Raw genomic sequence first — 13,124 nt, forward strand, 5'->3', positions numbered from 1 at the left:
GCAGGTGAGATCTGCCACGGCACGATAGACAGCTGGCTCATCTATAAGCTGACCGACGGGAAGTCCTACAAGACCGACTACTCCAACGCCTCCCGGACGCAGCTCTTCAACATCTTCGAGCTCACGTGGGATGCGGACATCTGCCGGCTCTTCGGGATAGACCCGGCGAACCTGGCCGAGGTGTGCGACTCGGATTCCGACTTCGGAGAGACGGACTTCGAAGGGCTGCTCCCCCGCCCGGTGCCGATCCACGGGGTGCTCGGGGACTCCCACGGCTCCCTGTTCGGCCAGGGCTGCTTAAGGCCCGGGATGATAAAGTCCACCTACGGCACGGGCTCCTCGATCATGATGAACATCGGGGAGAGGCCGGTCTTAAGCACCCATGGGGTGGTGACGTCCCTGGCGTGGAGCATGGACGGGAAGGTGAGCTACGTGCTGGAGGGGAACCTGAACTACACGGGGGCGGTGATCACGTGGCTGAAGGACGACCTGAAGCTCATCAGCTCGCCGGGGGAGACGGAAGGGCTGGCCAGGGAGGCGGTGCAGGACGACAGCCTGTACCTCATCCCCGCGTTTTCGGGCCTCGGGGCGCCGTACTGGGACAGCCGCGCGGCGGCGGCCATCGTAGGGATGACGCGCACGACAGGCCGTGCGGAGGTGGTGAGGGCAGGGGTGGAATGCATCGCCTACCAGATAACGGACATCGTGAAAGCCATGAGCCAGGATGCGGGGGTGAAGGTGGAAGAGCTGCGGGTGGACGGAGGCCCGACGAGGAACCGGTACCTGATGCAGTTCCAGAGCGATATCGCCCAGGCCGCGGTGCAGGTGCCGGATTCGGAGGAGCTGTCGGGCATCGGCCCGGCATACGCAGCAGGGCTTGCCCTCGGCGTGTGGGATGAAAGCATCTTTGACAGATTGAAACGGGTAAAATATGAGCCGCAAATGGACGGCGCATTGAGAGATAGAAAATATCAAGGCTGGAAATCGGCAGTCGGAGCTATATTAACGAGGTAAGGACATGTAAATCAAACAAGAAAAGAGGTAGAAAACGATGGAAGGAAAGATGAAAGTATGTGTTTTGACAGGAAAACAAAAACTGGAGTGGGTAGAGCGCGACATACCGCAGCCAGGCAAAGGCGAGCTTCAGATCAAGCTTGAATATGTAGGCGTGTGCGGGTCTGATCTTCACTTCTACCAGGAAGGCCAGCTTGCAAACTGGACATTAGACGGACCTCTTGCCCTCGGGCATGAGCCGGGCGGCGTAGTCACCGGAATCGGTGAGGGGGTAGAAGGATTCGCAATCGGCGATAAAGTGTCTATCGAGCCGGCAGTGCCGTGCGGGCACTGTGAAGACTGCAGAAAAGGAAACTACAACTTGTGTACGAATATAAAGATGCTGGCAATCCCAGGGGAGAGGGACGGAGTAAATGCAGAGTACTGCACGCACGATGCAAGCATGTGCTATAGACTGCCTGAGAATATGTCAACTCTGGAAGGGGCGATGATAGAACCTCTGGCAGTCGGCATGCATGCCACGGAATTGTCTGACGCCAGAATCGGCGAGACGGCTATCGTCCTTGGAAGCGGCTGTATCGGCCTGTGCACGGTCATGAGCCTGAAAGCGAGAGGCGTCAGCGAAATCTACGTAGCTGATGTCATGGACAAACGGCTCGAAAAAGCCATGGAGGTCGGAGCAACAAGAGTATTCAACAGCAAGAGAGAGAGTATCGAGGAATTTGCCAAGACGTTGCCGGGCGGCGGTGCAGACCAGGTGTACGAGTGCGCAGGCAACCGGATTACGACGCTGCAGTCCTGCAGGCTGATCAAACGCGCCGGAAAAGTAACGCTTGTAGGCGTATCGCCGGAACCGGTTCTGGAATTGGACATTGCAACGCTGAACGCAATGGAAGGTGTCGTCTATTCGGTATACCGTTATAGAAACTTGTGGCCGAAAGCAATTGCCGCTGTTTCATCAGGGGCAATTCCGGTAAAGGATATCGTATCCCATGAATTTGATTTCAAGGATTGTATCGAAGCTATAGAATACAGTCTGAACCACAAGGATGAAGTAATAAAATCAGTCGTTAAGTTTGTATAAACTGTACATAAAAAACGGTATAAAGGGAGAGAATTCGCTCATTCTTTATACGGGGGCAGTCTCTTTTTGCATGGAGGGGGCTGTCCCCATTAATATTTTGGAAAAACAGGAGTATGTATTATGAAGAAAACAGCAGTGCTATTGGCAGCGTTTATCGTTGCGGCGTCCCTTGCGGGCTGCTCGGATAAACTGTCTGATAAATATGTAACGGTTAACGAATACGAAGGAATCGAAGTTGAAAAAGCAGAGGTTACAGAGACGACAGAGGAAGAGATAGATAAGGTGGTGGCAAGGATGATGGAGGGGTATGTGGCACAGCATGATCTTCCGAAAGACACGCCGATTACCGATGAAATTGTAAAGGAGACGCTTTCGGATACGGCTGATACGGTGGAAGCGTACAGAGATGACCTCCGCAGACAGATAGATAAGGCAAAGGAAACTGCCGCCCGGGAGAAGATAGAGACGAGAGCCTGGGAGCAGGTGATAGATAAGACAGAAGTCAAGAGTTATCCAAAAGACCGTCTCAAAGAGGTGGAGAAGCATCTGGAAAGCCAGTATCAAGATTATGCAAAAGAGGCAGGCATGGAATACGATGCGTACATGGAGGCTCTTGGGATGACGGACAAAGAACTGCGTCAGGCGGCTAAGGCGTCTGTAAAACAGGAGCTTGCAGCAGAGGTCATAGCTGACAAGTATGGGCTGAAGCCAAATGAAGAAGAGTTCCAGAAGGCGTTGGAAGAATACGCTAAAGAATATAAATTCCCCAATACAGATCTGCTTCTTAAGGCAGTGACGGAAGAAGAGATGCGCCTCCTCGTAACACAGGATAATGTGAAATCCTGGATTGCAGACCGCTGTAAGCTTGTAGAAGCATCCGAAGAGACAAAGGCGGAAGATTCGGAAGATGAGACAGCCGAAGCGGATACGAAGTCAAAAGAGGACGGAAATGCGGCAGTTCAATAGAAGAAGGAGATAGCAGGCATGAAGACAAAAGTAATCATGGTGCGCCATGGAGAGACCGAATGGAATGTACTCTGCAAGTTCCTTGGAAGCGTTGACATTCCGCTGAATGAAAAAGGAAGAAGGCAGGCCGGGTACGCGAAAGAAGCGTTGAAGGACGAGAAAATAGATGTCATCTATTCAAGTCCTATGAAACGGGCGCTTGAGACAGGTGAAATCATACGGGGGAACCGTCCCTTACCTATACTGGAAGATGACGGACTCCGGGAAATCTGCTGCGGCAAGTGGGAAGGGCTCACTGGCAAAGAGGTAGAAGAAAGATATCCGGTCCAGATATCACTCTGGGGAAATCATCCTGAAAAGATCAAGATCGAGGGCGGCGACACGTTTCAGGAGGTGTCGGACCGGATAACGGAGACGTTCTGGAGAATCGTAGACAGCAACAGGGGCAGGACCATCCTCATAACATCACACATGATCTGCCTGACGCTGCTCATGATGCGTTTCATTGGAACGGACATCAGCGAGATATGGGAGGCAAAGCCGATCGGCAATGCTGCACTCAACATCGTGGAAGTGACTGACGATGATATAGCAGAGATAGTATCCTGGAGTGATGACAGCTTCGTTCCAGAGGAAGATAGAAAAGGAAGCGCGCTCGTGGCAGGGAGACACGATGCCGGTAAAGAATCAGATATATGAAATATAAGAACAGCAGGCAGAACGGCTTTCCGTTCTGCCTGCTGTTCTTACGCATCTACCAGATTCAAAAGAGGTGGACGGACGGAACAGATGGTAAAATCAACCAGATGATTTGATGTTACGGCATGCTATGATAAAAATCAAATTATTAGGTTAAAGGAGAGAAGCATGAAATGAAGAAAGCGGTATTGGATCAGAACATTTTAAAAAAATACAGAGAACATCTGTATGACGAAGAACGGAGCCAGGCGACGATTGAGAAATATATGCGGGATGTCACATATTTCTATCAATATCTGCCGGAGGAGGATAAAGTAATCACAAAAGAGGTTCTGGTCGCATATAAGAACAGCCTGTCCGACAGATATAAGATGTCCAGCATCAACAGTATGCTTGCTGCCTTGAACGGATTGTTAGAATTTATGAAGCTGAATAGCCTGAAAGTAAAGCTTCATAAGGTACAGCGCTCAGCTTTTTATGATGAGGAAAAGGAACTTACAAAAAGTGAATATAAGAGACTGCTGGATACAGCAATGAATAACGGGAATGAACGTCTCTATCTGCTGCTGCAGACAATCTGCGGCACGGGAATCAGGGTGTCCGAACATAGGTATATCACGGTGGAAAGCTTGAAAGAAGGGAAAGCGGTTGTCAAAAACAAAGGCAAAGTAAGGGTTATCTTTATACCTGCCGCGCTTAATAAAATGCTGAAGGACTATTGCCGCAAGGAGAATATTCGGAGCGGCTCCATCTTTATCACCAAAAGTGGAAAACCTATGGATCGGAGCAATATCTGGAACGCGATGAAAAAGCTGTGTATGGATGCAAAAGTGAGCGACAAGAAAGTATTCCCCCATAATCTGAGGCATCTGTTCGCATTAACCTACTACCGTCTGCAGAAGGATGTCGTAAGGCTGGCAGACATCCTTGGCCATGCGAGCATAGAAACGACGAGGACATACACGATGACAACCGGAAGAGAATGTCAAAAATCGCTTTCAAAGATGAATCTGGTAATCCCGGAATACAAAAAAACAACATAATATGTATTATGTTGTATATGTAGCTTCTGCTTATTCAAATAATGAGCAAATCTCATTTATTTTTCTCAGTATATATCAAGTGGTAAAATTTTACAATATATTTTCTCAAAAAAGTCCAAAAAAATCTATCAAATGTCAGGTCATCATCTTAACAAATTCTTTGATATTAATCCCTTATTTTCATTATTTTATCCATATTGAACAGCTAATGTTCAATATGGTATACGAAATATTATTAAAAACCACGGTCTACAACATAATACATATTATGTCGTAAACTGGGGGAGTACAATTATGATAAAAAGATTAGGAAAGATTTGGAGAAAACCGCAGTCTTTATTTCTTGCAGTTTTAATTCCAGTATTGGCTGTACTTTCATTTGCTGGGGAGCAAACGATGAATGTACAGGCATCAGCTGGCCCGTCGGCGGTTTCCGGGACGGTGACGATTGGTGAACTAAAGGCTGAAAAAATGGAAAGCAATGGATCTTCTTTCATAGAGGTGCCTATGTATACGATGGAAGAAGAGAAGCCGATGGGATACTATCGGTTTTCCGGGGGAGATATCATAAATATCGATGACCAGACATTTGAAGGTCTGCCCTATAAGTTCGTGCGTGCTGAAATCAGAATGCTTGAAGGTGCGACCTGGAAGGTATATCCAATCAACTATTATGACAAGATAGGGGATAGACGCTACTATTCCGTAGATAATGGTGACGGCCCTGCCCAGGATTTTGAGATAGCGAATGAAGTGCCGGATACTGCTGAAGTCTCCTTTAAGTTCCAGCTGAACACGAAGGAGTACAAGGTGAATGTTATAGACGATAAGAAGGCGGAAGGATTCGGACTAGAGTTCATCCTGGGATTCACCAAAGCTGATGGAAGCTTCTACGCAAGGCATGACACGCATGTTAAAGTAAAGCTGACATATCCTGCAGGGTACCATACGGTGGAAGCACCGGGCATTACGCCGGTCGGCATCATTTTTGGCGATGCATCCCTTCAGATATCCAAAAGTGAAGACGAGGCAAAAAGAGAGATTGTATACTCCTTCCTATATCCTGATAAAAGCCTGGATATGACCGTAGTCGGTGACAGGGATGATGGACCTCTCATCTGCGGGGTATATGAGGGCACCGGTCCTATGCAGAATACAGAGATAGGTGACAGCTGGATCAGGAAGACGGATGCCACAGGCAACTATTCACAGGGTGATCCGTATTTTGGGACGGATTATTATGGAGAGGATTATCTGACGAAGGGATGGTCAAAACCACGGGGCAGCGAAACAAAAGATGTGGAGATGAGCATCGGAAAGAAAACGATATCAACCGGGACATTTGGAAGCAGCGATGTATTGCACTTTGAATATCGTATGAAACGTGCCGGCGGCAACGGAACTCCGTCATCCCCTACATTCTTTTTTTGGCCGTCTCCTACATTGACCCTGAGCTACTTCCCGAACGGCGTGGATTATTCTGCAAAGGAGCCGATAATAAATGAAACGTTCAACTTCTGGGACCCTTCCTGGGAAGATACGAGCGATACAGGTGCGTCCCAGATAACGGAAAACTATACTGCAGGGAATGGAGCCAACATAATGATTCAGGTTATGAAGGCACATTTCCTCTCCGGCACGAGAGAATATTATGATTTTAGGGCCATAATTACAATCAGTAATATGAAAAACAGCTTCTATCTACAGACGCAGTCTGCCAGCAGCGTACAAGGCTCCCACTATTTCCGTGGTTTAGACAAGGTATCCCTCGCTACGGCAGCAGATAAAGGAGATTCGTATTTTATGGTGGACCCAAATGACACTGGCGGAGCCGGCGGGAGCCAAGTCAAGAAGGCAATCAAACCAGGAGGAGTATTTTTAGATAAGCAGTCCATAGCCAACAAAGAATATCCGTCCGGCACGGGAATCCCCGGTGCCGCTGACGATCAATATTCATTCAAATTCGGTGTCACGCCTGAGTGGGGATACACGCACCCCCGGGTATTAAGCTTTGATGAAAATGGGGAAGTAACAGGACAAAGAGCCGAGACGATCGAAGCGGAAATGGGAGGGACGCTTACCCTGGGCAGCTACTCCTGGTTCAATGAGGACTTTAAAAACAGAGGCGAGATCAGCCCGTTCCAATATGTCCTGTTCATGCGGGTCAGCGATAAGGGCGGAAAGCACAGTCAGCGGGCTATCGATATAACAACGGAGAAAATAAGCGGACAGATAGTAAATAATGCTGAATTTGTGGACGGAAATAATCCAGATAACGTAATCGTGAATGGAGACGGGAGCTTTGACCTTCTGGAGGCTAATAACAGGATCGTTTTTTCAGACAGCTTCAAGGCGCCTAGACGGGAGGGGGAGACATTTGTCGGGTTCACTATCGAAATCAAGGCAAAAGATAACCCTTTCCTGGATCCGGAGAAGGTTGTAAAGACGTTGTACAAGAACAAAGAAGACACAGACTACTTCAGACCCGGGGACACGGTCAGCCTTGCCGATTATTACCGACGTGATTCGGCCGACCTGCTAGACATCTGGAAAGAGGGGAAGGGACTGAACGCGAATGAACAGGAGCGTCTGGAACTGCTTATGTACACAGCGAAGCTGGAATTGAACATCAAGCTCAACTATAAGCCGGGTGAGAACGTTGAGGGCAGCTTTGTAACAGGGCACGTAAACAAGTATTTACAGGATGTAGAAAAACCGGGGATTTCTTATCTGAATATTGCTTCCGACTCGAAAAGTACGAAGGCGATAATCGGGACTAATATCGTATTCAGCAAATTTGCTGAGACATATGATAATGCCGCAGACCACCATACGTATTATCTGAACATTGATAATACGACTTCCGTGCCTAAAGTGACAGAGGATAATCAGGAGCTCGCCAGGGTGGCATATGACCGTGGACTGACGGTCACTTATCTGGAGGAGGATGGAAGCCCATTTACAGGTATCGAGGATCAGACCGTATATCGAACTTACGATGGACATAACAGGGCGGCCATCCAGTTCCCGACGGCATCCCAGTGTCCGGCAGGAAAGGTGCTCGATTACTGGACGGTCAAGGAGCTTGACGACTCCGGAAGCTGGGTGCCAAAACCGGGCTACATGATCAAACAGGGGGCGGAGCCGGCAGCCTACGAATTTGCATCAGGTCCTGGTGCAAATAATAAGAGCATACAGCTTCAGGCCGTGTGGAAGGATATCACACCCGATTCCTATATAACGATACCGAGAAATATACTGTTAAGTGAAGCGGGGACCAACCTGCAGCCGGAAGACAAGTATGCCGGCGTAAAAGTAACAATAGGCTACGAACCTGTGAATGGCAATGACAAAGAGGTTAACGTAGATGTCCTGAAATCATTTGACCTTTCCCTGGAAGATGATTCGGCAGAGACGATCAAAGTCTTTTCTTATGACGCAGGGGGGAATAAGCTGGACGCTCCGGGAACTGACGGGAGCTATGCACGTGCCGGAACGTTGGGGGGGACGGTGAGGAGTAAGGACATATGGTTCAATACAGAGACCAAAGACGGCAATGAGGTCTATAAGGGGACCTTCAACATCAGCTCCGATCCATCGGATACCGGGCAGGGAACCTTATTCTATATCTCTGCCGTATCACCATCACCATGAGGTGTATCATGATTAAGAGAATTGTAAGCGTCGGCATCTTCATCTTATGCCTTGCATGCAGCAGCTGTACTGCACTGGCATATGGAGATGCTGATAAGAGCAGAGAAACAGGACAGATGGAAGTCGTATACATACCAGATAACAGACCTGCGTTAGAAATCATCTGCAAAGGCGAAGGTAAACTTATGCCAGGCCCCCGTACGGGTGATACGGGCATATTACTGCATCTGGAAAGGCTGGTAATTGCATCGGCAGTATTGCTGATGTTAATTATAATCATAAAAAAAGGAGAAAACAAATATGAAGAAGATGAAATTTATGAGCGTATTGGCATTGACTGCTATGATCAGCATAACAATAACAGTACCGGCATTGGCAGCAGGAACTGCAGAGGGAAAGACGCAAGTTACATATACCGCGAATTCTGCAGCACCGGACCTGGCGGACTGGATGGTTTCCTTCCCGAGCAAGGTGACCCTGACTGATTACAATACCGAGCCGAGCAAGGGGCAGTCATTGAACTTTGAACTGCTGGATAAGCTGTCAGGACAGGCTTATGCGGGTAGTGAGACCGTTACGGTTTCGGTTGCGGGATACGGCACTGGATTTGACATGACAGGAGGAAGCGGCGGTTCTGCGAAGATGGGGCTGGCAAATGGTTCAAAGACAGAATTGAGCGGTCCTAATTTTGAGCTGGGCAGTATGAAGGCAAAAGTTGGCACCGGCAAAGAAAATGTGGCCACAGGCTATGCCTATCTGAAAAGCACCGCCAATCCAGAGGGAACATTTACAAAAACGGTAACCTTTACATTTAAAGATGGCACCACTTAGAAACCATTCCCACAGGCATGCAGGATGGAGTCGGTCATATCAGAGGACTGACTCCTTTTTGAATAAACATACAGGAGGAAGGACCTATCAAATATAAGATACATCCATTATTACGAACAAAAAGAGTATTTAGGATTCATGACGCCGGCTGCTGGTATTATGCAAATGAGGAAGAGATGCAGGCCTTGTATCCGAATGGGGGGTTCAAAGTGTTTTCGGATATCCATATGCGTGAAAATCCCAAAGCAGAGGATCATCTTGCCGGTGAAGAGGCAGAGGTGGGCCTGTATCCTTATCAGAACAGGCTGGCGTGGACGAAAAGGGTCGTGGGATATATTCCGGTGGTGGACGGAAAAGGGGAAGAGGGCTTCCTCCGGATTGTCGACCATGCCTGGCACAGGCTGCTTTCGGTCATATTGGCGGCGCTCGTATGCGCCATCATATTCCTGGCCGGCATATGGATTGCACGAAAGGACGAGGTTGAGGGATTGGACAAGACGGCGGTATCCTATCATGTGGAAGGTATTAAGAATACGGACAGTGATTCCATCCTGCTGCCGGGGGTGAGTACACTGAACGGCAGGGAAGGGGATACGCATATCAAGGCCGTACTGCTCAACCCGGAAGGGAATGAATGCTATTTCCGGTATACGATCAAGCAGACGGACACCGGCGAATCACTATACGCCTCCGGCCTGATAGAACCAGGCAAAGCTGTAATGGAATTCGATCTCAACAAGAAGCTGGAGTCGGGGACATACCCCATTGAGGTCATCGTGGAGACACGGGACATACAGGAACCAAAAATCGTATATAATGCAGGAAATATACAGGCACAACTCGTAATAACAGAATAATGAGGCAGGGAGGGTATATGGAAGATACATACAGGAAGAGGAAAAGGAAGCATGGTAAAAGGCCTGTCAGAAAAATAATGACAGTAATCCTTCTGCTGCTGATTGCGGCCGCAGGAGTGACGGCAGCCTTGACCTATGAGCGCGGACCGGATCTGGACAAGCATGCTATTGCATATCAACTGCCGAATGGGGTGAAAAACACAGACCCGGACTCCATCCTTATGCCGGGATATGACGTTCTTGAGATGGACCTGGCAACGAAGAAAGTCGAAGTGGCACTGCTCAACCCGGAAGGGAATGACTGTTATTTCAAATTCCACATAATACTTAAAAGTGATGGATCGACATTGTATCAGACAGGCCTGATCAAACCGGGCACGGCTGTAACAAGCTTCAAGATAGATAAGGAATTAAAGAAGGGGGAGTATCCGATCGTCTTGAATGTGGAAGCGGCTGATATGAAGGATCCGGACAACTTATATAACGGGGGAGCAATGGAAGCGGTGCTCGAGGTGGAATAAATGAAAAAGTGCTTATTATTGGCCTTTCTGCTGCTGCTTTGCGCCAGCGGCTGCCGCGGTAAGATAACAGCGGAACATAGCATACAAGCCGGTGCTGATGAGAGCATAACCATGAACGGCATCTCATTTACCTTCGAGAAGGCTGACATATGCAAGGAGGTCAAGCCAAAGCAGCCAAACGGCTACTATAACTATTACGAGGAAAAGAAGGGCTATTCTTACTATGTTATCTCCGGAACAGCGGAAAATAAAGGCTTATATGTGCTTGATGCCGGCAATATCATGGTACAGGGCATAAGCGGCAGGAAGACGTATGAAGGTGCCCTCCTTTTTTCAAATCATGATAAAAGCGATCTGGTTACGGAGATCGGCGCGAATGACGAGCTGGAGTTTTCTTTTGTCATACTGATGAAAGAAGGAAGGCCGCAGCCTGACAGGCTGGAGATATATTATACGAAGGATTTTAAAGCGCCCCGGGAAGGCGAGCCATATGATGAATCGATCATATGGACGTTTCCTTCATCCTGATATGTGGATGGCAGGGGCGGATTGAGAGAACAGAAAGGATAAGAGCAGGTGGCAGATTACAGAGAGATAACGCAGGAGCCGGAACTGGATATTGCTACAGCCGACAGGATACTCCAGAACGTATTCCGCGAAGCAGGCTGGGAGGAATCCAGCCTTTATGATGCTCTGGAACGGCTGGAAAAGAGGAAGGACGTTCATATGGCCGATTGAATTAAAATTGGTGGCCGCATGTTCCGGCCACCAATAATATTAAAAAACGGTGCACGCTTTAGGCAGCGGCCCATAAGGAAGCAAAAAGAAATTTGGTCGGAACCGGCGTGACTTAACACGCCGGTTCCGATTCGTTTAAGGACTCCCTTCCAATTTTCAAAGGGATGCGGATTTGTCCCACATAGGTAAAGTACAAATCTATCTGTACATGCTTCCTCCCGTTCTCCCTTACCGGGCTGTGTACCACAATCTTGCTTACAAGTTCATTGAGAATGGCGGCGTCAAGTTCCGGAATATCCAGGTACTTGTCCACCAGCTTCAGAAACTCGTTCACATCGGAAACCTGCCCGGACTGTTCCTCGATTTCCCGTTCCAATACGGCGGCAAGCTGTTCAATCTCTGCCTGCTCCTTCTCGTATTGGCGGGATAATTTTAAGTACCGGCTGTCGGATAGCTTACCCAGCACATTGTCCTCATAGATGTGCTGGATAATCCTGTCCAAATCCTCCATCCGCTTTTTTGCTCCGGAGAGGGCTTTCTGCTTTTCCGCCAGTTCCGCCTTGCGGCTTTCTTCGTTCTGCGCCAGCATTTCCAGCTTGAAATCCTTCCGGAACATACGGACATAAGTCAATGTCCGCTGGATACTCTCCAGCACGATCCGGTAAAGCACCTGTTCCCGGATATAGTGGATTTTGCAGGAGCCGGTGTTGCTCTTGTAGTTGGAGCAAACGAAATGATTCTGGCTGTCATCCTTGTAGGTGTTGCAGGTGCAGAAGTACAGCTTGGCCCCGCAGTCGGCGCAGTAGAGCAGGCCGGAGAACATGCTGGTCCTTCCTGTTTTTGTCGGCCTGCGTTTGTTCTTCCGCAGTTCCTGTACCCGTTCCCACTGCCCTTTCTCAATGACGGCGGGCTGGGTATCCTCAAAAACCCGCTGGTTCTCAACCGAGTTTTCCATCCGCTTTTTGAATTTCAGGGACTTGGTATAGGTCTTGAAGTTCACGGTACAGCCCGTGTACTCCCGCCGCTCCAATATCCCGGCGACAGATTTGGCACACCACTGATAAAGATTCTCAGGCATGGCCCAGCCTTTCTGCCTGGCGTGATAAGCGGTAACGGTCGGTACCTTATCGGCTGTGAGGATTTTAGCGATCTGCATGGGGCCTTTCCCCGCAATGCAGAGGTTGAAGATACGCTGCACCACCTTTGCCGCTTCTTCGTCCACGATCCATTTCTTCTTGTCCTGCGGGTCTTTTATATACCCATAGGGCGGATTGCTGGCGATATGCTCCCCGGCTTCACCCCTCATCTTTACCACTGCCCGGATTTTCTTGCTGGTATCCTTGGCGTAGTAGTCGTTGAATACATTTTTGAACACCGCAAAATCATTTTCCCCTTTGGCGCTGTCCACATCGTCGTTGATGGCGATAAAGCGGACGTCATAAGCGGGAAAGATGAAATCCTGAAGCCGCCCCATGTAGGAATACTCCCTGCCCAGCCGGGACAGGTCTTTGACAATCACAGCGGATACGCTGTAATCCTCCACATATCGCATCATCTCCTGGAACCCCGGCCTCTGGAAAGCTGACGTTAGATAACGATACTTTTGAAAACACTGGAAAATCAAGGTTTTTCGAGCGACGGACAAGCAGGGTATTGTACTAAAAACTGAATACGACGCAGAAGCGGCGTTTCTTACTCTCTACATGGGAGAACAGGA

12 protein-coding genes are annotated in these 13,124 nt (G+C 48.7%); 11 read left to right on the forward strand and 1 reads right to left on the reverse strand.

All coding sequences use genetic code 11. The features are described 5' to 3' along the window. The 11 genes from HMPREF0980_RS09160 to HMPREF0980_RS18900 all read left to right on the forward strand — a co-directional run. Positions 1-1,014, forward strand: a 1,014-nt coding sequence (locus HMPREF0980_RS09160) for an FGGY-family carbohydrate kinase (RefSeq protein ID WP_049729182.1), incomplete at its 5' end; no start/stop codon positions are given. A gap of 37 nt (positions 1,015-1,051) precedes the next feature. Then, positions 1,052-2,098: an NAD(P)-dependent alcohol dehydrogenase gene (locus HMPREF0980_RS09165; RefSeq protein ID WP_049728830.1), complete on the forward strand. Its 1,047-nt coding sequence runs from the start codon at positions 1,052-1,054 to the stop codon at positions 2,096-2,098. 120 nt (positions 2,099-2,218) lie between these two features. After that, positions 2,219-3,064, forward strand: a complete 846-nt coding sequence (locus HMPREF0980_RS09170; protein ID WP_049728831.1) for a trigger factor — start codon at positions 2,219-2,221, stop codon at positions 3,062-3,064. An 18-nt stretch (positions 3,065-3,082) separates the two neighbouring features. After that, a complete protein-coding gene (locus HMPREF0980_RS09175; RefSeq protein ID WP_049728832.1) occupies positions 3,083-3,763 on the forward strand; it encodes a histidine phosphatase family protein in 681 nt (226 codons plus the stop codon). Between the two features lie 173 nt (positions 3,764-3,936). Further along, entirely contained in the window at positions 3,937-4,806 is an 870-nt protein-coding gene (locus tag HMPREF0980_RS09180; RefSeq protein ID WP_049728833.1) for a tyrosine-type recombinase/integrase, read from the forward strand. A gap of 396 nt (positions 4,807-5,202) precedes the next feature. Beyond that, positions 5,203-8,460 carry a hypothetical protein gene (locus tag HMPREF0980_RS09185; RefSeq protein ID WP_049728834.1) on the forward strand — a complete coding sequence of 1,086 codons (3,258 nt, stop codon included), beginning with the start codon at positions 5,203-5,205 and terminating at the stop codon, positions 8,458-8,460. A 300-nt stretch (positions 8,461-8,760) separates the two neighbouring features. After that, a complete protein-coding gene (locus HMPREF0980_RS18895; protein ID WP_147629810.1) occupies positions 8,761-9,291 on the forward strand; it encodes a hypothetical protein in 531 nt (176 codons plus the stop codon). 176 nt (positions 9,292-9,467) lie between these two features. Then, the gene (locus tag HMPREF0980_RS09200; RefSeq protein ID WP_049728837.1) at positions 9,468-10,148 is read left to right on the forward strand and encodes a hypothetical protein; all 681 of its coding nucleotides are present in this window, start codon (positions 9,468-9,470) and stop codon (positions 10,146-10,148) included. Between the two features lie 17 nt (positions 10,149-10,165). After that, positions 10,166-10,669, forward strand: a complete 504-nt coding sequence (locus HMPREF0980_RS09205) for a hypothetical protein (RefSeq protein ID WP_147629811.1) — start codon at positions 10,166-10,168, stop codon at positions 10,667-10,669. Further along, positions 10,670-11,197, forward strand: coding sequence for a hypothetical protein (locus HMPREF0980_RS09210; protein ID WP_049728839.1), 528 nt, complete (start codon positions 10,670-10,672; stop codon positions 11,195-11,197). A gap of 48 nt (positions 11,198-11,245) precedes the next feature. Continuing rightward, on the forward strand, positions 11,246-11,407 hold the full coding sequence (locus HMPREF0980_RS18900) for a hypothetical protein (RefSeq protein WP_157039365.1): 162 nt from the start codon (positions 11,246-11,248) through the stop codon (positions 11,405-11,407). A 112-nt stretch (positions 11,408-11,519) separates the two neighbouring features. Here the strand turns inward: HMPREF0980_RS18900 and HMPREF0980_RS09215 are convergent, their stop codons facing one another. Beyond that, entirely contained in the window at positions 11,520-13,052 is a 1,533-nt protein-coding gene (locus tag HMPREF0980_RS09215) for a recombinase family protein (RefSeq protein ID WP_330375886.1), read from the reverse strand. Between the last annotated feature and the right edge of the window lie 72 nt (positions 13,053-13,124).

This window comes from Dorea sp. D27 (assembly GCF_001185345.1).
Taxonomy (GTDB): domain Bacteria; phylum Bacillota; class Clostridia; order Lachnospirales; family Lachnospiraceae; genus Extibacter.